This window comes from Knoellia locipacati, from assembly GCF_007992835.1.
In the GTDB taxonomy this organism is placed as follows: domain Bacteria; phylum Actinomycetota; class Actinomycetes; order Actinomycetales; family Dermatophilaceae; genus Knoellia; species Knoellia locipacati.
In genome coordinates this window covers 401,066-419,987 of the sequence record NZ_BKBA01000008.1, presented here as the reverse complement: position 1 = coordinate 419,987, position 18,922 = coordinate 401,066, and the positions used below count along the sequence as shown (strand labels likewise).

Here is an 18,922-nt window from a genome sequence, read left to right as displayed (position 1 = left end):
GCTAACCCGCGATCCTCACCGTCGTCGTCGCGCCCCAGACGGCGAGCGAGAAGAAGAAGTCGACGAGGTTGATGGCGACGATGGAGGTCCGCACGGCCTTGCCCACGGCCACGCCGACGCCGGCCGGGCCGCCGCTGGCGGTGTAGCCGTAGTAGCAGTGGATCAGGATGATGATCACCGCGAAGACGAGCACCTTGAGGAACGAGTAGAGGATGTCGACCGGCGGTAAGAACAGGTGGAAGTAGTGGTCGTAGGTCCCCTTGGACTGCCCGAAGTAGTCGGTGACGATGAACCGGGTGGCCGCGTAGGACGACAGCAGGCCGAGCACGTAGAGCGGGATGACGGCGATGAAGCCGGCGATCATGCGGGTCGTCACGAGGAACGGCAGCGACGGGATGCCCATGACCTCGAGCGCGTCGACCTCCTCGGAGATGCGCATGGCTCCGAGCTGGGCGGTGAAGCCGCAGCCGACGGTGGCGGCGAGAGCGAGGCCGGCGACGAGCGGGGCGATCTCACGGGTGTTGAGGTAGGCCGCGAGGAAGCCGGCGAACGCGCCCGTGCCGAGCTGGTTGAGCGAGGAGTAGCCCTGCAGGCCCACCTGGCTGCCGGTGAAGAACGCCATGAAGGTGAGGACTCCGACGGTGCCGCCGATGACGCTCAGGGCACCGCTGCCGAGGGAGACCTCGGCCAGGAGGCGCAGGACCTCCTTCTTGTAGCGGCGGATGGTGCGCGGGCTCCAGGCGATCGAGCGCACGTAGAAGTGCATCTGGTCGCTCAGCGAGTCCAGCGCCTTGCCCGGTCGGGCAGCGAGGTCCTTGGTCCGGCTCATCGTGTGCTCACCCCTCAGACCTTCTGCGGAACGACTTGGAAGTAGATCGCCGAGACGACGAAGTTGATGACGAACAGGAACATGAAGGTGATGACGACGCTCTGGTTCACCGCGTCGCCGACGCCCTTGGGGCCACCACCGGCCGTGAGGCCCTTGTAGGAGGCGACGAGGGCCGCGACCGCACCGAAGAGCAGGGCCTTGATCTCCGAGGTCCAGAGGTCGGCGAGCTGGGCCAGGGCCGTGAACGACGCGAGGTAGGCGCCCGGTGTGCCGCCCTGGATGACGACGTTGAAGAAGTAGCCGCCCGCGACACCGACGACCGAGACGAGCCCGTTGAGGAGGACCGCGACGAGCATCGCCGCGAGCACCCGGGGCACGACGAGGCGCTGGATCGGGCTGATGCCCAGCACCTCCATCGCGTCGAGCTCCTCGCGGATCTTGCGCGAGCCCAGGTCGGCACAGATGGCCGAGCCACCGGCGCCGGCGATGAGCAGGGCCGTGACGATCGGCGAGGCCTCACGCACGACCGCGAGGACGCTGGCCGCTCCGGTGAACGACTGGGCGCCGAGCTGACGGGTGAGCGTGCCGAGCTGGAGCGCGATGACCGCGCCGAACGGGATCGACACCAGCGCCGTCGGCACGATCGTCACCGAGGCGATGAACCAGCACTGCTGGATGAACTCCTTGGTCTGGAACGGCCGCTTCGGCAGGGCACGCAGGACGTCGAGGGCCATCGCGAAGAAGGCACCCGCCTGCTTGAGCGGGCCGGTGAGGAGGTTCATCGGGTCGCCGCCTCGTCACGCGACTGGTTGACGCCGGGGACGCCGGCGTTGCCGGACTCGAACGAGCCCGGTGGCGGGGTCACGCCGTTCTCGCGGCACCACTCCCCCGGGGCCTTCTCGGCGCGACGGGGCGTGCCGTCGCTCGTACCGAGCTGGAGCGGGATGGGCGGCAGCGGCGGCAGCTCCTGGCCCGACTCCGCAGCCAGCTCGTCGGCGTCCTTCTCCTCGGACATGCCGATCGGGCCGATGGTCTGCGCGTTGAGGAACTGGCGCACCACCGGCTCCTCCGAGCTGAGCAGCATCTCGCGCGGTCCGAACATCGCGAGGTGGCGGTGGTAGAGCAGGCCGATGTTGTCGGGGACCGTGCGCGCGGTGTTGATGTCGTGGGTGACGATGAGGAACGTCGCGTCGATCTGCGCGTTGAGGTCGATGAAGAGCTGGTTGATGTAGGACGTGCGCACCGGGTCCAGGCCGGAGTCGGGCTCGTCGATGAGGAGGATCTCGGGGTCGAGGACGAGGGCGCGGGCGAGGCCGGCGCGCTTGCGCATGCCGCCGGAGATCTCGCCGGGCAGCTTGTCCTCGGCCCCGGAGAGACCGACGAGGTCCATCTTCTCGAGGACGATGTTCCTGATGTCGCTCTCGGACTTCTTCGTGTGCTCACGCAGCGGGAACGCGACGTTGTCGTAGAGGCTCATCGACCCGAACAGGGCGCCGTCCTGGAAGAGCACGCCGAAGAGCTTGCGGACCTCGTAGAGGTCGGCCTCCTTGAGCGTCACGAGGTCGTCGCCGTTGATGATGATCGAGCCCTTGTCGGGCTTGAGCAGGCCGACGAGGGTCTTGAGGAAGACCGACTTGCCGGTGCCGGACGGACCGAGCATCACGGAGATCTCGCCCGGGGGGAGGGTGAGGGTGACGTCGTTCCAGATCTGCTGGGACCCGAAGGACTTCGTCAGCCCTTGGACGTCGATGGCGACACCCATGTCACAACCTCATTTCCGGCCCGAGTTGCGTGGCAGGGGGTCGTCGCCGCGGGCTGGGCCCGGGCGACCGTGCAACAGGGCTTCGGCGAAGTTACCCCGGGGTTACCTCGGAAACAAGTTGCAGCCACGGAGAGCAGTCAAGGTCACAACGGGCCTCCGTGGCGGATTGGCGTCGACCCAACGACGAAACGACCCCCGTTCCAAGGAACGGGGGTCGTAGTCGCGACGTGCGAGAGACGATCAGGCGTCGGCCTGGGCGTCGTCCTCGAGGAGGTTGCGCGTCTTGGTGAAGTCGAGCGGGACACCGGGGCCCATCGTCGTCGACATCGTGGCCTTGCTGATGTAGCGGCCCTTGGAGGAGGCCGGCTTGAGACGCAGGATCTCCTCCAGCGCGGCGGCGTAGTTCTCGACGAGCGCCTTCTCGTCGAAGGACGCCTTGCCGATGATGAAGTGGAGGTTCGCGTGCTTGTCGACGCGGAACTCGATCTTGCCGCCCTTGATGTCGGTGACGGCCTTGGCCGTGTCCATCGTGACCGTGCCGGTCTTCGGGTTGGGCATGAGGCCACGCGGGCCGAGGACCTTGCCGAGACGACCGACCTTGCCCATGAGGTCAGGGGTGGCGACGATCGCGTCGAAGTCGAGCCAGCCGCCGGCGACCTTCTCGAGCAGGTCGTCGGAACCGACGAAGTCGGCGCCGGCAGCCTTGGCGGCCTCGGCCTTGTCGCCGTTGGCGAAGACGAGGACGCGGGCGGTCTTGCCCGTGCCGTTGGGGAGGTTGACCGTGCCACGGACCATCTGGTCGGCCTTGCGGGGGTCGACGCCGAGTCGCATGGCGACCTCGACCGTCTCGTCGTACTTGGCCTTGGCGCCGGCCTTGGCGAGGCGGACGGCCTCGAGCGGGGCGTAGGCCTTGTCGCCGTCGATCTTCTCCGCGGTGGCGCGGTAGCTCTTGCTGCGCTTCATGTCTGCTCCTGTGTGTCAGGGATGGAGTTGTGGTCCGGGCCAGCGCTGGCCCTCCCACGCGCTTGCCCCAGGTGGGGAAACGCTTCCCGTATGCCGGCCGCCCGCGTGGGCGGACGGCATACGGAACGGTCGTGGTGACCTCAGGAGAGGTCGGTCTCGATGCCCATCTGGCGCGCGGTGCCGGCGATGATCTTCATCGCGGCGTCGACGTCGTTGGCGTTGAGGTCGGGCATCTTCTGCTCGGCGATCTCGCGGACCTGGTCCTTGGTGAGCTTGGCGACCTTGGTCTTGTGCGGCTCGCCGGAGCCCTTCTGGACGCCAGCGGCCTTCTTGATGAGCTCGGAGGCCGGCGGGGTCTTCGTGATGAAGGTGAAGGTGCGGTCTTCGAAGACGGTGATGACGACGGGGATGATGTTGCCCCGCTGGTGCTCGGTCGCAGCGTTGTAGGCCTTGACGAACTCCATGATGTTGACGCCGTGCTGACCGAGGGCCGGGCCGACGGGGGGAGCCGGGGTCGCGGCACCTGCCTGGATCTGCAGGTTGATGTAGCCGGAGACCTTCTTGCTCTTGGGAGGCATGTTCTGTGTTCCTTTGTTGGTTGTGGGCCCACGCCGTGGGCGATGACCCGGTTGCAGTGCTGCGGAGCGTCAGATCTTGGCGACCTGGCTGAACGACAGCTCGACCGGGGTCTCCCGGCCGAAGATGGAGACGAGGACCTTGAGCTTCTGGCTCTCGGCGTTGATCTCGGAGATCGTCGCCGGCAGGGTCTCGAAGGGGCCGTCCATGACGGTGACCGACTCGCCGATCTCGAAGTCGACGAGCGGGGTGTCGGCGGACGAGCCACCGGAGGAGGCGGGCGAGCCGGGGGCCGCAGCAGCGGCTGCGGCCATCTCGAGCTCGGCCGGCTTGATCATCGTGTAGACCTCGTCGAGGCTCAGCGGCACCGGCTGGTGCGCGTTGCCGACGAAGCCGGTGACACCGGGCGTGTGGCGCACGGCGCCCCACGACTCGTCGGTGAGGTCCATGCGGACGAGGACGTATCCGGGCATCCGGACCCGGCGGACCAGCTTGCGCTGACCGCTCTTGATCTCGGTGACCTCCTCCATGGGGACCTCGATCTCGAAGATGAAGTCCTCCATGTTGAGGGACTGGATCCGGGTCTCGAGGTTGGTCTTCACGCGGTTCTCGTAGCCCGCGTAGGAGTGGATGACGTACCAGTCGCCGAACTTGCTGGCGAGGTCCTCCTTGAACGCCTTGACCGGGTCGATGTCGGTCGGGACGACGTCGCCGTCCTCGTCGGACTCGGTCGTCGCGGCCTCGAGGGTGCTCTCGGCGGGGGCGTCGTCGTCGGACTCGTCGGAGTCGGACTCGTCGCTGTCGTCGGACTCGGACTCGTCGGTGTCGACGTCGTCGGCCGGGTCGGAGATGGGGGCGTCGAGGAACGCGGGGGCGGTGTCGCCGAGGGACAGCGACTCACGCTGAGCGGCGCTCTCGGTGTCGTCGACGGCGAGGGTCTCGGGGTCGCCGGAGGTCGACTCGGCGTCCTGGGACGTCGTGTGGTCGGACACTGCAGACCTACTTCCTGTACAGCGGTGGGTTCAATCGTGGGGCGGGCGCGGCGTCTCGGACGCGCCCGGGGGCTCAGCCCCCGTTGCCGAAGACCAGGCCGACGAGCTTCTGGAAGCCGAAGTCGAGCCCGGACACGAGCGCCATCATCACCGAGACGAACACGATGACGACGAGCGTGTAGTTCCACAGCTCGGAGCGCGTGGGGCGCACGACCTTGCGGAGCTCGTCGAGGATCTGGCTGATGAACAGACCCAGGGAGCCGAACAGCCGTGACACGGGGTTGCCACTCTTGCCGGCGCGCTTGCTCGCCTGGCGTGAGTCGCGGGACTCGCCCACTTCCGTCACGGTTCCTCTTCTCCGAGATGATCTGAACGTGCAGGGCAGGAGGGACTCGAACCCCCAACCGCCGGTTTTGGAGACCGGTGCTCTACCAATTGAGCCACTGCCCTAGGAACGCACCCGTTGGGTGAGTGGTTCCGGAGGTGTCGGCAGGCATGACGAATCATGGTGCTTTCACCGAAGGAACAGCATACGTGACGCCCCGGCCCGACGCGAAACCGTCGGACCGAGGCGCCCCGACCGCCGTCAGCCGAGCGGAACCGGGCCGAGGGCGCCCCCTGCTCCTGGTCGCCCGTCGTCCCCGTCACGGGCCGCTCGCTCGTGACGGGGACGACTCATGGCCTCAGCGGGACTTCAGCGGCACGGACCCGAAGAGGACCCGGTGGTCGGAGTCGGTGATCTTGCGAGCGTGCTCGGTGCCACCCTGCGAGCGCGAGTCGACCTTGGAGACGAAGATGTAGTCGATCTTCTTCTTGTAGAAGGTGTTGAGGCCGCCCCGCGCGGGCTTGCCGGTCCTCATCTGGTGCAGCTCACGGAACGGACCCGTCGCGGTGCTGCCGCCATCGGCGTACATGTAGTCCATCGCGGCGTCGCCGGGGCGGCTGTTGAAGTCGCCACCGACGATGACCCTGAGCTTGTCGCCGGTGATCCAGCCGTTCGCCTTGTCGCGGATCGCTGACGCGGTGGCCTCACGGACCGGGTCGAACCGGTCACCGCCTGCGGCGAGGTGGGTCGAGCAGGCGCGCGTCTTGCGGGCCGAGTGCGTGAAGGTCACGCAGGCCAGGCCGTAGGTGTGACCGCCCTCCTGCTGCGCGCCGAGGTTGTGCTTGGACGTGCCGACACGGTTGCCGCCGGTCCACACGGCCATCTCACCCACGCCCTTGCCGCCGCAGTTCTTGTTGACCGCCTTGCGCTCGCGGTAGACCGCCTGGCCGAGCTTCTTGATGCGGTCGACCTGCTGGGCGCAGACCTCCTGGAACAGCAGGACCTCACCGCCCGGGTGCTCCCTGGCCTGCTGGGCCACCCGGTCGACGGCGGAGTTCTTCTTCTGCAGGTTGTGCGAGATGACGAAGATCGACGAGGGCGCCGCCTGGGCGCTCGTCGCGGTGGCGGCGCCGATGGCGCCGGTGAGGGCCAACGTGGCCACCGCGAGCGCGGCGCCGTGGCGGGTCTGGGTACGTGTCATGTCTCCCCCGAGTCGGGACATGGGACGCCGCGTCTCGGCCCCCCGGGGTCCTCACCATCGCAGTGTGAGAGGGCTCGGGCCATGGGGAGGAGTCCCCGGTCGCACGGTGGGCGTCCCCAGTGTGAACGGGTCTGCCACGGCTGCACCGGGTCTGGAAGCATGGACCCGTGACCGAGTCGACCGCCACCGCCCTGTCGTCCCTCTCCCCCGCCGAGCTCGAGGCGTTCCTCGAAACCCAGCGCACGGCATACGCCGCTCTCAAGGATCGCGGGCTCACGCTCGACCTCACGCGCGGCAAGCCGTCGGTCGAGCAGCTCGACCTCAGCAACGAGCTGCTCAGCCTCCCGCGCGGGCACAAGGACGCGAGCGGGACCGACGTGCGCAACTACGGCGGCCTGTCGGGGATCACCGAGCTGCGCCAGATGTTCGCCGACCTGTTGTGGGTCGAGACCGAGCAGGTCGTCGCCGGCGGCAACTCGAGCCTGACGATGATGCACGACTGCCTCGTCCAGCTCCTGCTCCACGGCGCTCCCGACTCGCCGCGTCCGTGGGGGCAGGAGGAGACGGTGAAGTTCGTCTGCCCCGTCCCGGGCTACGACCGGCACTTCACGATGCTCGCGTCCTACGGCATCGAGATGCTCACCGTGCCGATGAACGACGACGGCCCCGACGTCGCCGCCGTGCGCGAGCTCGTCAAGGACCCCGCGGTCAAGGGCATGTGGATCGTCCCGACCTACGCGAACCCGTCGGGCTCGACCTGCTCGCAGGAGGTCGCCAGCGCGCTCGCGTCGATGGAGACGGCGGCCCCCGACTTCCGCATCTTCTGGGACAACGCCTACGCCTTCCACCACCTCACCGAGGACGAGGCCAAGAGCGCCGACATCATCACGCTCGCCTCGGGCTCGGGCCACCCGAACCGGCCGATCATGTTCGCGTCGACCTCCAAGATCACCTTCGCCGGCTCCGGTGTCGCGTTCCTCGCGGCGTCCAAGGCGAACGTCGACTGGTACCTCGGGCACCAGCAGTTCGCCTCCATCGGCCCGGACAAGGTCAACCAGCTGCGGCACGTGCAGTTCTTCGGCACCGCCGACGGCGTGCGCGAGCACATGAGGAAGCACCGCGAGATCCTCGGCCCGAAGTTCGCCGCGGTCGACGAGGCGCTCACCTCGGCCCTCGCCGGTCGTGAGGTCGCGACGTGGTCCAAGCCCTCGGGTGGCTACTTCGTCAACCTCGACGTCCTCGACGGCACGGCCTCCCGCGTCGTCGAGCTCGCCAAGGGTGCGGGCATCGCGCTCACCCCGGCCGGCGCCTCGTTCCCGCTCGGCCACGACCCGCGCGACCGCAACATCCGCCTGGCGCCCTCGTTCCCCGTCCTCGACGAGGTCGAGGCCGCGATGGCGGGCGTCGCGACGTGCGTCCTCCTCGCTGCCGCCGAAAAGCTTGCGGGCGTGCGAGGCTGAGGTCATGAGCGACCAGCCCGGAACCGAGAGCTTCGACGACGACCTGGGCTCGATGAGCCTCGACGACAGCGTGGACGCCGGAGGCGGCCAGCCCGACCTGCTCGACTCGAGCGAGGGCGACAACCTGCCGGTGTCGCCGCCGGACCTGCAGCCGCGCAACACGGAGTGGGGCACCACAGCGTCGGAGCAGGCGCAGGAGGAGACGATCGACCAGCGCATCGCGCAGGAGGTCCCTGACCCCGACTCGGCCTACGGCGCACCGGACAACGAGTCGGGGCTCGACCCCGAGCCGCGCGCGGGCGGGGACGACGTCGACTCCATCGCCGCCGAGGACGACTTCCTCGGGGAGCCGGACGACGACGGTGACGAGGACCTCGACGCCGGGTCGCTGACGAGCCCGGACGAGGGCCTTGGCCCCGACGAGGAGAAGGCCCTCGTGGCCGAGGAGGGCTTCGGTGGCCGCGGCGACTCCGCGGACGTGTCGGCCGAGGAGTCGGCCATGCACATCGTCGAGGAGTGAGCCCCGACCCGCCCGGGGCGGTCCGCGAGCGCGACACCGCCACCCTCCCCAAGGCGCACCTGCACCTGCACTTCACCGGCTCGATGCGGGTCTCCACCGTGCGCGAGATGTCGCAGGCGCACGGACTGCGGCTGCCGTCCGCCCTCGGCGACGACTGGCCGGTGACCTTCGAGACGCGCGACGAGCGTGGGTGGTTCCGCTTCCAGAGCCTCTACGACGCCGCCCGCCACTGCGTGCGCGGCGAGTCGGACATGCGCCGGATCGTGCGCGAGGCCGCTCTCGACGACGGCGCCGAGGGGTCGCGCTGGCTCGAGCTCCAGGTCGACCCGACGTCGTACGCGCCGTTCGTCGGCGGCATCACCCCCACCCTCGAGATCGTCCTCGACGAGGCGGCCTCGGTGTCGCGTGAGCCGGGCGCGGCGCAGGTCGGCGTCATCGTCGCGGCCTCGCGGATGCGTCACGAGCTCGAGGCGCGAACCCTGGCGCGCCTCGCAGCCCGGTATGCCGGCGAGGGACCGGGTGCCGTCGTGGGCTTCGGCCTGAGCAACGACGAGCGACGTGGTGAGACCGAGGCGTTCGCGCCCGCCTTCGCGATCGCTCGTCGTGCCGGGCTCGCGCTCGTGCCGCACGCGGGTGAGCTGTTGGGACCGGACGCGATCGAGCGGACCCTCACATCCCTGTCGCCGGACCGGCTCGGGCACGGCGTCCGGTCGATCGAGGACCCCCGGACCCTGGACCGGGTCGTCGAGGACGGCGTCGCGCTCGAGGTGTGCCCGGGGAGCAACATCTCGCTGGGCGTCTACGACGGGATCGACGACGTGCCGCTGCGCCAGCTCGTCGATGCCGGGGCGACGGTGGCCCTGGGCGCCGACGACCCGCTGATCTTCGGCTCGCGGCTGCAGGAGCAGTACGAGGTGGCGCGCGTGCTGGAGTTCACCGACGCCGAGCTCGCCGACCTCGCCCGGGCCTCGCTGCGGGCCTCGCGTGCGCCCACCGAGGTGCGCGAGACGGCATACGCCGACATCGACGCGTGGCTCGCGCAGTGACGCACGGTGGCTGAGACGCAGGGCACCGACGACGAGCGCTGGCTCGTGGTCGACGGTCGCCGGTGGCGGCGCCAGGACCCGGCGCTGCCTCCCGAGGTCGCCGAGCGGCTGCTGTCGCACCTCGGGCGTGGACGTTCGGGGGTGCGCTCGGCCACGAAGGCCGGTGAAGACCCGGCACCCTCGCGTCGTCGGGTCGACCTCGCCAAGCACGGGCTCGGTGAGCGCGGGACGGCATGGTGGGACCAGGACGACGCCGAGCGGCGCCGTCGCTGGGAGGAGGCGCTGGATGAGCTCGACCGACTCGACGACTGACGCCGGGGTGGTGTCAGGGAGTGGTGGTGCTGGTGGCGGCGCTGCCGGTGATGGTGGCCGCGTGCGGCTCCTCCTGCTCGCCGACACCCACCTTCCGGCTCGCGCGCGCGACCTGCCCCGGCAGGTGTGGGCGGAGGCCGAGGCCGCCGACGTCGTCATCCACGCCGGGGACTGGGTGACACCTGACCTGCTCGATGCGCTGGAGGCGAGGGCGGCACGAGTCGTCGGTGTGTGGGGCAACAACGACGGCGCGGAGCTGCGACGCCGGCTTCCCGAGGTGGCGCACGTGGAGCTCGGCGGCCTGCGGTGGGGCGTGGTCCACGAGACCGGCCCCAAGCAACGGCGCGAGGAGCGGATGCGCGCGGAGCACCCCGACGTCGACGTCCTCGTCTTCGGGCACAGCCACATCCCGTGGGACACCGAGCACGACGGGCTCCGGCTGCTCAACCCGGGCTCGCCCACGGACCGGCGGCGTCAGCCGACCTGCACCTATCTCACCTGCACGGTCGGTGGTGGCGTCATCTCCGGGCTCGAGCTGCACCGCCTGCCGGTGCGGGGGCGCTGAGCGGGTCGCGGGGCGCGGGCGCTGAGCGCGGGCCGCTGGGCACGGACCGCGGGGCTCTCAGCAGTCCGGCGCGGGGCCCGAGCAGGCGGAGTGGTCGGCGGGGACGTCGGCCGTGACGCGGGCGAGGAGAGAGCGGAAGAGATCGGCCTCGTCATCCGTGAGAGCGCCGAGGACGCCGCGCTCGACCTCGCGGATGCGTGCCGAGGCGCTGCCCAAGGTCTTGCCACCCTTGCCGGTGAGGACCACCTGCCGGGCGCGGCGGTCGGCCGGGTCCGGGCGTCGCGTCACCATGCCGGCCTTCTCGAGGTCGTCGACGAGGTAGGTCATGACGGTGCGGTCGATGCCGAGCCGCAGGGCGATCGTCGCCTGGTTGCTGCACACACCCTCGGCGGCGATCGACAGGATCTGGAACCCACGAGGTCCACCGGGCAGCTGGTCGACGACTCCGCGGGCGGACTCGAGGTAGCGCCGCAGCAGTGCTCCGAGCGCCTGACCGAGGTCGACGTCCGCGGCGCGGGCCTGCGCCTGCACGGGGACGTCGTTCACCTGGGTCATACGTCGAGTCTAGCGGAGAAGGCTGCTGTCGCGATCATCGATTTGCACGATGATCTGTTTGACATACTATCTTGGCGGAAGACCACCCGGTCTCCCCACCTCTGAACCAGGAGCACGCGATGAGCACGATCTTCCGGCTGGACTCCAGCATCCGCACCGAGGGCTCGGTGAGCCGAGCCGTCGCTGACACCCTCGAGGCCTCCATCGTCGAGGCGGAGGACGCGGACACGACCGTCGTCCGGCGCGACGTCGGGATGAACCCGCTCGCCAACGACGTCTGGGCGACCTCGGCGTTCGCCGGTTTCGTCGCCGAGGAGGACCGCACCGACGCGCAGGTCGCCGCCAAGGCCGTCGCCGCCGAGCTGGCCGACGAGCTGGTGGCCGCCGACGCCATCGTCGTCGCGACCTCGCTCTACAACTTCGGCGTCTCGCAGCACCTCAAGACCTGGATCGACACCGTGATCTCCGACCCCCGCTTCGCGCCGGGCACCGAGACGGTCAAGGGCAAGCCGGCGTTCCTCGTCATCGCCCGCGGTGGCGGCTACGCCGAGGGAACCCCGCGCGAGGGCTGGGACCACGCCACGGCATACCTGCGTCGGATCTTCGAGGACGTCTGGGGGCTGGACCTCGACGTCATCGAGACCGAGCTGACCCTCGCGGAGGTCACGCCGCAGATGGCCGAGCTGCGCGACCTCGCTCGCCAGCAGCTCGCGGAGTCGCACGAGGTCGCCCGCACCAGCGGCCGGTCGGTGACCCTCAAGCTGCGCAGCGCAGCCTGATCGTCGCGCCCCAGCGGGGCGCCGCGCACGTGTCCGGCAGAGGAGTGCCTTTGCTCCGCGTCGGGACGCAAAGACACCCCCATCTGCTCCACCCTGTGACGCAACAGGCCCGTGCGTCACAGGTGGGAGCGAATGGGGGTGTCTTTGCGTCAGCACGCGGGGCAACGGAGTCACGGGTTGTCCACAGCCTCGGCCGGCAGGTGGTGCCGTCCACAGGTCGGGCGTGGCGCTCTGGAGCGCGGCGGGAGGTCGGCGCACTGTCGACGGCATGACACCTGAGCAGCGCGCGGCCAAGCGAGCCGCGGACCTCGACGAAGCCACTGCCCGGCTCACGGTCGCCGGCACCGTGGGGCTCGCCCTGCGCGACCACCGGCGACGGCTCGGGCTGTCGCAGCGGGCCTACGCCGCGATGCGGGGATGGCCGGCGAGCCGCATCGCACGCCTCGAGACCGGTGCCGCGCGGTTCGCGCTCGGTGACGTCGTCGAGGCGCTCGACGGGACGGGCTTCGGCCTCGCCCTCGTGCGGCACCGCGACGGCGACGCGGGCGCTGCCGAGGTCGTGGGGTCCGGTTCGTGGTCCGAGACCGAGCTGGTTGCTCGCGTGCGGGACGGCAGCCGGCGCTTCCCTGCACGCCACGAGACCCACGCGGTCGTCGACCCACCGAACTGGTGGTGGCACCGCGAGTTCTTCCGGGGGCTGGTGCCGGAGCCGCAGTGGTACGCACCTCGGCCAGCGCAAGCACCGTGGGCGCTCCCCCGTGACGACGACGTCGCGTGACCGCGCGTCACGAGCGATCCGGACGACCGATCCGGCGTATGCCGTCGACGTGCGTCACGGGGTGCAGCAAAGACACTCCTCACACGAGCACCAGCGGTGCGGGCTCGCCCACGAGGACGACCACGGGCGCGCCACCCGCCCCACCGCCCCAGCCGGGGCAGCCGCCCCTGCCGCCGCCGGCCCCGTCAGCCGGCGAGGAAGTCGAGCCGCACGCTGCGCTCGTGGTTGTCGACGTTGAGGTCGACCAGGCAGATGCTCTGCCACTGCCCGAGGGCGAGGTGCCCACCCTCGACCGGGATGGAGGCGTAGGGCGGCACGAGCGCGGGCATGACGTGTGAGCGGCCGTGTCCGACCGTGCCGTGGCGGTGCCGCCACCGGCCGTCCGCGGGCAGCAGGTCGTCGAGCGCCGCGAGGAGGTCACTGTCCGAGCCCGCGCCGGTCTCGATGATCGCGATGCCGGCGGTCGCATGGGGGACGAAGACGTGGAGCAGCCCGTCGCCCTGGTCGAGCACGAACTCCGCGCACTGGTCGGTGAGGTCGAGGACCACGTCCTCACCCCCGGTCCACAGCTCCAGGGTCATGGTCCGCATGCGTCACCTCTCAGAGCTCGTGGCCGACGAAGACGGGCTCGTTGACCAGTGTGACCCCGAACCGGTCGTGCACGCCGTCCCTCACCCGCCTGGCGAGCGCCGCGACGTCCGCCGCCGTGGCCGTGCCGCGGTTCGTCACCGCAAGGGTGTGCTTGGTCGACAGGGCCGCGGGACCCGGCATACCGAAGCCCTTGCCGAAGCCGGCCTTGTCGATGAGCCACGCGGCACTCGTCTTGACGTCCCCGCTGGCGTCGGCGAACCGCGGCGGGGTGGGGGCGTCGTCGCCGAGCTCAGTGGAGACCCGGGTCGCGAGCTCGTCGAAGCGCCGGGCCGACATGATCGGGTTGGTGAAGAAGGAGCCGCAGCTCCACGTGTCGTGGTCGGCAGGGTCGAGCACCATGCCGCGGCGACGGCGCTGCTCGAGGACGCCCTCGCGCGCCTCGGCGAGCGGCACCCGCGCGCCCACCTCGACGCCCAGCCCCTTGGCCAGGTCGGCGTACGCGATCGGCTGCGAGCGGTCGGCCACGCGCAGCTGGAAGGTCACATCGAGCACGACGTACTGCGAGGTCGCCTTGAAGAGCGAGTGCCGGTAGGTGAAGGCGCACTCGGCGGCGCTGAACGTGCGCACCTCCTGCGCCTGCCGGTCGAAGACGCGCACGCGGGCGATCGTCTGCGCGACGTCCTGGCCGTAGGCGCCGACGTTCTGGACGGGCGTCGCGCCCGTCGAACCCGGTATGCCGGACAGCGCCTCGATCCCGGACCAGCCCTCCGCGACGGCACGCTCCACGACGTCGTCCCACACCTCACCGGCGGCCACGCGGACCATCGCGCCGCCGCAGGTGTCCTGCGACTCGACGTCGATGCCGGAGGTGGCGAGCTTGAGCACCGTCCCGGCGAAGCCGGCGTCGGCGATGACGAGGTTGGACCCACCGCCGAGGACGAGCAGCGGCTCGTCGGCGTCGTCGACCTCACGCACCGTGTCCACGACCTCGTCGATCGTCTCGGCGACGACGAGGCGCTGGGCGGGCCCGCCGACCCGCATCGTCGTGTGCTGGGAGAGCGGGGCGTCGTGGGTCTCCTTCATCAGTCGAGCTGGACGGTCGCGACGCAGCGGCCGAGGACCTTCTCGCCGCCGGCGGTCACGGTCATGTCGACGACGGCGCGACGCGTCTGGCTGTCGACGCTCTTGACGGTGCCGCCGATGACGACGTCGGCACCGGTCGCGGGCACGACGACGGGCTTGGTGAAGCGCGTGCCGAACTCGACGACGCGTCCGGCGCCGCCGGCCCACCTCGACACGGCCGAGCCGGCGGCGCCCATGGTCCACATGCCGTGGGCGATGACGTCGGGCAGGCCGACGGACTTCGCGAAGTCCTCGTCCTGGTGGATGGGGTTCTGGTCGCCGGAGGCATCGGCGTAGGCCACGAGGGTCTCGCGGGCCACGGGCACGGTGTGCGGCCCGAAGACGTCGCCGGCCTGGGTCTCGGCTGCGGTGCGGATGCTCATGCGTCCTCCCCTCCTCGCACGACGATGGTCGACGTCGACGTGCACACGGGCTCCCCGCCCGCGGTGAGCTCGGTGCGGGTCGTGATCATCGAGTGCCCACCGGCGGAACGGATCGAGTCGACCGTGAGCTCACCGAGGATCTCGTCACCGGCCGTGATCGGTCGGTGGTGGACGAAGCGCTGCTCGCCGTGGACGACGCGGCTGTAGTCGATGCCGGACTCGGGGTCCTTGACGTACTCGGCGTCGCACCGCTGGGCGATCGTCACGGCGAAGGTCGGCGGGGCGATGACGTCGGCGTAGCCGGCCCCCCGGGCGACCTCGGGGTCGTGGTGGACGGGGTCGTCGGAACCGACCGCGGAGGCGAAGGCGGCGATGTCGGCCGCGGTCACGGCATACGGGCCGCTCGGCGGATAGGACCGACCCTGGAAGTCTGCGTTCACGGGCATGCGGACACTCTAGGCAACCCGCTCCCCCGCCCGGAACGGCGAAGCCGCCCTCCACGAGACGTGGGGGCGGCTTCGGCGAGGCTGAGACGCTGGGGTCAGCGGGTCTCGCGGTGCTCGGTGTGCTTCTTGCAGCGGGGGCAGAACTTCGCCAGCTCGAGCCGGTCGGGGTCGTTCCGACGGTTCTTCTTGGTGATGTAGTTGCGCTCCTTGCACTCCGTGCACGCCAGGGTGATCTTGGGGCGGACGTCAGTGGCCTTGGCCATCGGGGCAACCTGCTCTCGAAAAGTTTGATCTGGGTGGTCGTGTCGCGCCGACTCACGAAGCGAGTTCGCGCGACGCCAGCACAACAGAATACGCGACCTCGGGTATTCCCCGAAATCGCCTTGAGTAGCGGGAGCGGGGCTCGATCCCGCGACCTCACGATTATGAGTCGTGCGCTCTAACCAGCTGAGCTACCCCGCCTTGGGGGCCGAGGACCATCACGCGGTGGTGCTGGTCCGGACCAGAGCCCCCTGTCGGAATCGAACCGACGACCTTTTCCTTACCATGGAAACGCTCTACCGACTGAGCTAAGGGGGCCGATCAGGCACCGGGTCAGACCCGGGCTGAGTGCGACGGCGATGCTACACGGACTCCCGCGCGCGGACGAAATCCACCCCCCGGGAGCCCCGACCGGCGTCAGGTCGAGAGGTTGATGACGGTCATCCCGGGCGACGTCGCCGGCCGGTCCATCGCGGCCAGCGCCTCCCCGGCGCCGTCCAGCCCGATGACCTCACCGACGAGCCGGTCGGGTCGCAGCGTGCCGTCGGCGACGAGGGCGAGCATGGCGGGGTACTCGTGCGCGGCCATGCCGTGCGAGCCGTGGATCTCGAGCTCGTGGGCGACCACCCGGTCCATCGGCAGCGGCGGCGTCGAGGCCTCGCCGAGCAGCAGCCCGACCTGGACGTGCCGGCCGCGGCGACGCAGGGAGGCCACCGACGCGGCTGCCGTCGCCGGGGCGCCGAGGGCGTCGAGCGACACGTGGGCCCCTCCCCCGGTGAGCTCGCGGATCGTGGCCGCCGGGTCGCTCTCGCTGCTCGCGTCGACGACGTGGGTGGCGCCGAGCTCGCGGGCCCGCTCGAGCGCGGCCGCATTGACGTCGACGGCGACGACGGTCGCACCGAGGGCCACGCCGATCATCACGGCCGACAGACCGACACCACCGCAGCCGTGGACGGCGAGCACCTGCCCCTGCTCGAGGCGGCCGTGCGCGGTGATCGCCCGGAACGCGGTGGCGAAGCGGCACCCGAGCGACGCCGCCGTGACGAGGTCGACGGAGTCCGGCAGGGCGACGAGGTTGACGTCGGCGGCGTGGATCGCCACCCGCTCGGCGAAGGACCCCGGCCCGGTGAACCCCGGCTGGGTCTGGTCGGGACACACCTGCGCCTCGCCGGCGGCGCAGTACTCGCAGACACCGCACCCGCAGACGAACGGCACGGTGACGCGGTCGCCGAGCTGCCAGCGCGTGACGTCGGCGCCGACCTCGGCGACCGTGCCCGCGAGCTCGTGTCCGGGGACGTGCGGCAGCTCGACGGGGTCGTGGCCCTTCCAGGCGTGCCAGTCGGAGCGGCAGACGCCGGTGGCGCCGACGGCGATGACGACGCCGTCGCTCGGGCACGTCGGCTCCGGCACCTCGCGGACGGTCAGGACCTCGTCGTATGCCGTGTGGACCGCAGCTCTCATGCCTCCAGTCTCCACGTCCCGGCCGAGCCGGGCCCGGGCTGCCCACCTAGGGTTGCCGCATGAGCCACGACGACGCCGTTGCCACCTTCTGGGAGCTGGCGCGGGTGCACGCCAAGCTCAACGTCTCCGCGGCCTACTTCGGCCCGACGCCGCTCGACTCGGTGCCGCCGCCGGCGTGGTCGTTCGGGGCGAACCCGGCCCAGGCCGACGAGCTGCTCGGCCTCGTGCTCGCCGGGACCAAGACCGCCACGGCGAGCGCGCTGTGGGACTACGAGGCCGACGACGAGCCACTGCCCGAGGCGGGCGCGCTGAGCATCGTCCTCGACGGTTCGGGCCAGCCCCGCGCCCTCATCGAGACGGTCGCCGTCGAGGTCGTGCCGTTCGACGAGGTCGGCGAGGAGCACGCCCGGCTCGAGGGCGAGGGCGACCTGTCGCTGGCCCACTGGCGCGAGGTGCACCAGCGCTTCTTCACCGACGCGGCCACCCACGACCGCGGGTTCGCGACCGAGATGCCCGTCGTCTGCGAGCGGTTCCGCGTCCTCTACTCGGACTGATCCAGCGACGTCGACTCGACCAGCGCGGATCGCGCCTCGACGAGTGACGGGCCGTACCACGTGATGAGGCGACCGTTGACGAGCCGGGTTGCGGTGCGCGAGAACGCTTCCGGCCCGTCGTGAGCGGTGAAGACGTAGGGCTCGTCCGGCAGCAGCGCGAGGTCGGCGCCCGCCGCGTCGAGCCGCTCGACGTCGACGTGCGGGTAGCGGCCGGGCTCACCGGCCGTGACCACCTCGAGCCCTACGCGCGCGAGCAGGTCGGCGGTGAACGTCGGGTGCCCCACGACCATCCAGGGGTCGCGCCAGATCGGCACGACGACCGTGGCCCGCGCCCGGGGCACGTCGCCCGCCCAGAGCCGCTCGGCCTCGACGAGCCACGTGGGTTCGTGCCACCCGCACGCCTCGACGATCAGCCGTCGCATCGACGCCAGCGCCTGCGGGACGGTCTCGATGTCGGTGACCCACACCGGCATGCCGTCCGCGCGCAGCCGCTGCACGTCCAGCTCGCGGTTCTCCTCCTTGTTGGCGATGACGAGGTCCGGTGCGAGAGCGGCGATGGCGGCGCGGTCGGGGTTCTTGGTCCCCCTCACCCGGGCCACGTCGAGGTCGGCGGGATGCGTGCACCAGTCGGTCGCGCCGACGAGCGTGTCGGGGGCGGTCGCCGCCACGGCCTCGGTGAGGGAGGGGACGAGCGAGACGACACGGCATACCGGGTCGTCCGGGAGGGACACCTCGAAGCCGAGGTCGTCGCGCAACGTGCGGGTCATCGGGGCGCGCCTCAGGCGTGGCCGACCGCGAGGAACATCGAGAACGTCCCACGGCCCTGGTCGTCACCGCCGAGCTCCTTCTCGACCGAGCCCGCGTCGGAGATGGTGACATCGCGAAAACCGTTGCGGCGCAGACGTTCGGCGAAGGCGCCACGGTCGAACCCGTGGTGACCGGTGAAGTCGTCGTGGTTCGCGTGGAAGGCTCCGGCGCGGTCATCATCGAGGTCGACGACGGCGAGCCAGCCACCGGGCACGAGGACCTCGTGGACCCGCGCCAGCAGGGCGTCGAGGTCGTGCACGTGGTGGAACGCGAGCTGCGCCCAGGCGCCGTCGAAGCGCTCGTCCGGCAGCGGGTCGGACACGAGGTCGAGCTGCTCCGCCGACAGCCGCTCCCCCACCCCTGCACGCTCGATGTTGGCGCGCGCCACCTCGACCATGCCGGACGAGGCGTCGGTGACGAGCACCGAGCCGACCCGGTCCGCGAGCGCGAGGCTGAGCTGCCCCGTCCCGCCGCCGACCTCGAGGACGCGCTCGTCGCCGCGCAGGGGCAGCTTCTGCGCGAGGAGGGCCGCCGTGGACTGCGCGCGCTCGACCTTGGCCGGGTCGTCGTCCCAGGTGCTGGCTGCGGTGTCGAAGTGCCCGTGGTCACTGGGAGTCATGGACGCCAGCCTGTC

The 18,922-nt window shown here is 70.7% G+C and carries 25 protein-coding genes and 3 tRNA genes; 8 read left to right on the top strand and 20 right to left on the bottom strand.

Translation table 11 applies throughout. The features are described 5' to 3' along the window. Position 1: 1 nt before the first annotated feature. The 9 genes from KLO01_RS10225 to KLO01_RS10185 form a co-directional block, all read right to left on the bottom strand. Positions 2 to 829, bottom strand: a complete 828-nt coding sequence (locus KLO01_RS10225; RefSeq protein ID WP_147064712.1) for an MlaE family ABC transporter permease — start codon at positions 827 to 829, stop codon at positions 2 to 4. Between the two features lie 14 nt (positions 830 to 843). Beyond that, on the bottom strand, positions 844 to 1,611 hold the full coding sequence (locus KLO01_RS10220; RefSeq protein ID WP_147064710.1) for an MlaE family ABC transporter permease: 768 nt from the start codon (positions 1,609 to 1,611) through the stop codon (positions 844 to 846). After that, complete coding sequence (locus tag KLO01_RS10215; RefSeq protein ID WP_147064708.1) at positions 1,608 to 2,591, bottom strand: ABC transporter ATP-binding protein; 984 nt, start codon at positions 2,589 to 2,591, stop codon at positions 1,608 to 1,610. The genes KLO01_RS10220 and KLO01_RS10215 overlap by 4 nt, the downstream gene beginning before the upstream one ends. 240 nt (positions 2,592 to 2,831) lie before the next feature. After that, a complete protein-coding gene (rplA, locus tag KLO01_RS10210) occupies positions 2,832 to 3,554 on the bottom strand; it encodes a 50S ribosomal protein L1 (protein ID WP_147064706.1) in 723 nt (240 codons plus the stop codon). Between the two features lie 140 nt (positions 3,555 to 3,694). After that, positions 3,695 to 4,132 (bottom strand): 50S ribosomal protein L11, encoded by a 438-nt coding sequence (rplK, locus tag KLO01_RS10205; RefSeq protein WP_147064703.1) that lies wholly within the window; start codon positions 4,130 to 4,132, stop codon positions 3,695 to 3,697. Between the two features lie 69 nt (positions 4,133 to 4,201). Beyond that, positions 4,202 to 5,122 carry a transcription termination/antitermination protein NusG gene (gene nusG, locus KLO01_RS10200; protein WP_147064701.1) on the bottom strand — a complete coding sequence of 307 codons (921 nt, stop codon included), beginning with the start codon at positions 5,120 to 5,122 and terminating at the stop codon, positions 4,202 to 4,204. Between the two features lie 73 nt (positions 5,123 to 5,195). Further along, positions 5,196 to 5,468, bottom strand: coding sequence for a preprotein translocase subunit SecE (gene secE / locus KLO01_RS10195; protein WP_186828002.1), 273 nt, complete (start codon positions 5,466 to 5,468; stop codon positions 5,196 to 5,198). Between the two features lie 31 nt (positions 5,469 to 5,499). After that, positions 5,500 to 5,572 (bottom strand) — tRNA-Trp (locus tag KLO01_RS10190). Between the two features lie 233 nt (positions 5,573 to 5,805). Further along, on the bottom strand, positions 5,806 to 6,648 hold the full coding sequence (locus KLO01_RS10185) for an endonuclease/exonuclease/phosphatase family protein (protein ID WP_186828001.1): 843 nt from the start codon (positions 6,646 to 6,648) through the stop codon (positions 5,806 to 5,808). 167 nt (positions 6,649 to 6,815) lie between these two features. On the opposite strand from KLO01_RS10185, the gene KLO01_RS10180 reads away from it, so the two are divergent. The 5 genes from KLO01_RS10180 to KLO01_RS10160 all read left to right on the top strand — a co-directional run bounded on the left by KLO01_RS10180 (position 6,816) and on the right by KLO01_RS10160 (position 10,551). Further along, entirely contained in the window at positions 6,816 to 8,108 is a 1,293-nt protein-coding gene (locus KLO01_RS10180) for an aspartate aminotransferase type Ic (protein ID WP_147064695.1), read from the top strand. 4 nt (positions 8,109 to 8,112) lie between these two features. Beyond that, positions 8,113 to 8,628: a DUF5709 domain-containing protein gene (locus KLO01_RS10175; protein WP_147064692.1), complete on the top strand. Its 516-nt coding sequence runs from the start codon at positions 8,113 to 8,115 to the stop codon at positions 8,626 to 8,628. Beyond that, positions 8,625 to 9,674, top strand: a complete 1,050-nt coding sequence (locus KLO01_RS10170) for an adenosine deaminase (RefSeq protein ID WP_147064690.1) — start codon at positions 8,625 to 8,627, stop codon at positions 9,672 to 9,674. Before KLO01_RS10175 ends, KLO01_RS10170 begins: the two co-directional genes overlap by 4 nt. A gap of 6 nt (positions 9,675 to 9,680) precedes the next feature. Continuing rightward, positions 9,681 to 9,986 (top strand): biopolymer transporter Tol, encoded by a 306-nt coding sequence (locus KLO01_RS10165; RefSeq protein ID WP_147064689.1) that lies wholly within the window; start codon positions 9,681 to 9,683, stop codon positions 9,984 to 9,986. Between the two features lie 61 nt (positions 9,987 to 10,047). Continuing rightward, the gene (locus tag KLO01_RS10160; RefSeq protein WP_147065239.1) at positions 10,048 to 10,551 is read left to right on the top strand and encodes a metallophosphoesterase family protein; all 504 of its coding nucleotides are present in this window, start codon (positions 10,048 to 10,050) and stop codon (positions 10,549 to 10,551) included. A gap of 57 nt (positions 10,552 to 10,608) precedes the next feature. Here KLO01_RS10160 and KLO01_RS10155 read toward each other — a convergent pair whose 3' ends face one another. Further along, the gene (locus KLO01_RS10155) at positions 10,609 to 11,106 is read right to left on the bottom strand and encodes a MarR family winged helix-turn-helix transcriptional regulator (protein WP_147064686.1); all 498 of its coding nucleotides are present in this window, start codon (positions 11,104 to 11,106) and stop codon (positions 10,609 to 10,611) included. Between the two features lie 119 nt (positions 11,107 to 11,225). On the opposite strand from KLO01_RS10155, the gene KLO01_RS10150 reads away from it, so the two are divergent. After that, on the top strand, positions 11,226 to 11,885 hold the full coding sequence (locus KLO01_RS10150) for an FMN-dependent NADH-azoreductase (RefSeq protein ID WP_147064684.1): 660 nt from the start codon (positions 11,226 to 11,228) through the stop codon (positions 11,883 to 11,885). Positions 11,886 to 12,153: 268 nt separating this feature from the next. After that, positions 12,154 to 12,663 (top strand): helix-turn-helix domain-containing protein, encoded by a 510-nt coding sequence (locus tag KLO01_RS10145; RefSeq protein WP_147064682.1) that lies wholly within the window; start codon positions 12,154 to 12,156, stop codon positions 12,661 to 12,663. A gap of 185 nt (positions 12,664 to 12,848) precedes the next feature. Here the strand turns inward: KLO01_RS10145 and KLO01_RS10140 are convergent, their stop codons facing one another. From KLO01_RS10140 to KLO01_RS10105, 8 genes are all read right to left on the bottom strand, one after another. Continuing rightward, positions 12,849 to 13,253, bottom strand: a complete 405-nt coding sequence (locus KLO01_RS10140) for a YjbQ family protein (RefSeq protein WP_147064680.1) — start codon at positions 13,251 to 13,253, stop codon at positions 12,849 to 12,851. Positions 13,254 to 13,263: 10 nt separating this feature from the next. Further along, positions 13,264 to 14,337 carry a UDP-N-acetylmuramate dehydrogenase gene (locus tag KLO01_RS10135; protein WP_147064678.1) on the bottom strand — a complete coding sequence of 358 codons (1,074 nt, stop codon included), beginning with the start codon at positions 14,335 to 14,337 and terminating at the stop codon, positions 13,264 to 13,266. Then, positions 14,337 to 14,759 (bottom strand): MaoC/PaaZ C-terminal domain-containing protein, encoded by a 423-nt coding sequence (locus tag KLO01_RS10130; RefSeq protein ID WP_147064676.1) that lies wholly within the window; start codon positions 14,757 to 14,759, stop codon positions 14,337 to 14,339. Before KLO01_RS10130 ends, KLO01_RS10135 begins: the two co-directional genes overlap by 1 nt. Continuing rightward, a complete protein-coding gene (locus tag KLO01_RS10125) occupies positions 14,756 to 15,205 on the bottom strand; it encodes an FAS1-like dehydratase domain-containing protein (protein ID WP_147064674.1) in 450 nt (149 codons plus the stop codon). The genes KLO01_RS10130 and KLO01_RS10125 overlap by 4 nt, the downstream gene beginning before the upstream one ends. Positions 15,206 to 15,300: 95 nt before the next feature. After that, positions 15,301 to 15,468, bottom strand: coding sequence for a 50S ribosomal protein L33 (gene rpmG, locus KLO01_RS10120; RefSeq protein ID WP_009776014.1), 168 nt, complete (start codon positions 15,466 to 15,468; stop codon positions 15,301 to 15,303). A 125-nt stretch (positions 15,469 to 15,593) separates the two neighbouring features. Further along, positions 15,594 to 15,667, bottom strand: a tRNA-Met gene (locus KLO01_RS10115). Between the two features lie 44 nt (positions 15,668 to 15,711). Then, positions 15,712 to 15,784: transfer RNA gene (locus KLO01_RS10110), tRNA-Thr, on the bottom strand. A gap of 99 nt (positions 15,785 to 15,883) precedes the next feature. Next, a complete protein-coding gene (locus KLO01_RS10105; protein ID WP_147064672.1) occupies positions 15,884 to 16,927 on the bottom strand; it encodes a zinc-dependent alcohol dehydrogenase family protein in 1,044 nt (347 codons plus the stop codon). A 59-nt stretch (positions 16,928 to 16,986) separates the two neighbouring features. Between KLO01_RS10105 and KLO01_RS10100 the strand changes: the two genes are divergently transcribed. Beyond that, positions 16,987 to 17,481, top strand: coding sequence for an ASCH domain-containing protein (locus tag KLO01_RS10100; protein WP_147064670.1), 495 nt, complete (start codon positions 16,987 to 16,989; stop codon positions 17,479 to 17,481). On the opposite strand, the gene KLO01_RS10095 is transcribed toward KLO01_RS10100, so the two are convergent. Beyond that, positions 17,469 to 18,248 (bottom strand): helical backbone metal receptor, encoded by a 780-nt coding sequence (locus KLO01_RS10095; protein ID WP_147064668.1) that lies wholly within the window; start codon positions 18,246 to 18,248, stop codon positions 17,469 to 17,471. The genes KLO01_RS10100 and KLO01_RS10095 overlap by 13 nt on opposite strands. An 11-nt stretch (positions 18,249 to 18,259) precedes the next feature. Continuing rightward, positions 18,260 to 18,907: a class I SAM-dependent methyltransferase gene (locus KLO01_RS10090; RefSeq protein ID WP_147064666.1), complete on the bottom strand. Its 648-nt coding sequence runs from the start codon at positions 18,905 to 18,907 to the stop codon at positions 18,260 to 18,262. Positions 18,908 to 18,922 lie beyond the last annotated feature (15 nt).

Excerpts from the sequence above, each read along its gene's own strand:
- KLO01_RS10225 (WP_147064712.1), bottom strand. The coding sequence starts at position 829 with ATGAGCCGGACCAAGGACCTCGCTGCCCGACCGGGCAAGGCGCTGGAC.
- KLO01_RS10220 (WP_147064710.1), bottom strand. The coding sequence starts at position 1,611 with ATGAACCTCCTCACCGGCCCGCTCAAGCAGGCGGGTGCCTTCTTCGCG.
- KLO01_RS10215 (WP_147064708.1), bottom strand. The coding sequence starts at position 2,591 with ATGGGTGTCGCCATCGACGTCCAAGGGCTGACGAAGTCCTTCGGGTCC.
- rplA (WP_147064706.1), bottom strand. The coding sequence starts at position 3,554 with ATGAAGCGCAGCAAGAGCTACCGCGCCACCGCGGAGAAGATCGACGGC.
- rplK (WP_147064703.1), bottom strand. The coding sequence starts at position 4,132 with ATGCCTCCCAAGAGCAAGAAGGTCTCCGGCTACATCAACCTGCAGATC.
- KLO01_RS10185 (WP_186828001.1), bottom strand. The coding sequence starts at position 6,648 with ATGACACGTACCCAGACCCGCCACGGCGCCGCGCTCGCGGTGGCCACG.
- KLO01_RS10175 (WP_147064692.1), top strand. The coding sequence starts at position 8,113 with ATGAGCGACCAGCCCGGAACCGAGAGCTTCGACGACGACCTGGGCTCG.
- KLO01_RS10155 (WP_147064686.1), bottom strand. The coding sequence starts at position 11,106 with ATGACCCAGGTGAACGACGTCCCCGTGCAGGCGCAGGCCCGCGCCGCG.
- KLO01_RS10150 (WP_147064684.1), top strand. The coding sequence starts at position 11,226 with ATGAGCACGATCTTCCGGCTGGACTCCAGCATCCGCACCGAGGGCTCG.
- KLO01_RS10145 (WP_147064682.1), top strand. The coding sequence starts at position 12,154 with ATGACACCTGAGCAGCGCGCGGCCAAGCGAGCCGCGGACCTCGACGAA.
- KLO01_RS10140 (WP_147064680.1), bottom strand. The coding sequence starts at position 13,253 with ATGCGGACCATGACCCTGGAGCTGTGGACCGGGGGTGAGGACGTGGTC.
- KLO01_RS10135 (WP_147064678.1), bottom strand. The coding sequence starts at position 14,337 with ATGAAGGAGACCCACGACGCCCCGCTCTCCCAGCACACGACGATGCGG.
- KLO01_RS10130 (WP_147064676.1), bottom strand. The coding sequence starts at position 14,759 with ATGAGCATCCGCACCGCAGCCGAGACCCAGGCCGGCGACGTCTTCGGG.
- KLO01_RS10125 (WP_147064674.1), bottom strand. The coding sequence starts at position 15,205 with ATGCCCGTGAACGCAGACTTCCAGGGTCGGTCCTATCCGCCGAGCGGC.
- rpmG (WP_009776014.1), bottom strand. The coding sequence starts at position 15,468 with ATGGCCAAGGCCACTGACGTCCGCCCCAAGATCACCCTGGCGTGCACG.
- KLO01_RS10105 (WP_147064672.1), bottom strand. The coding sequence starts at position 16,927 with ATGAGAGCTGCGGTCCACACGGCATACGACGAGGTCCTGACCGTCCGC.
- KLO01_RS10100 (WP_147064670.1), top strand. The coding sequence starts at position 16,987 with ATGAGCCACGACGACGCCGTTGCCACCTTCTGGGAGCTGGCGCGGGTG.
- KLO01_RS10095 (WP_147064668.1), bottom strand. The coding sequence starts at position 18,248 with ATGACCCGCACGTTGCGCGACGACCTCGGCTTCGAGGTGTCCCTCCCG.
- KLO01_RS10090 (WP_147064666.1), bottom strand. The coding sequence starts at position 18,907 with ATGACTCCCAGTGACCACGGGCACTTCGACACCGCAGCCAGCACCTGG.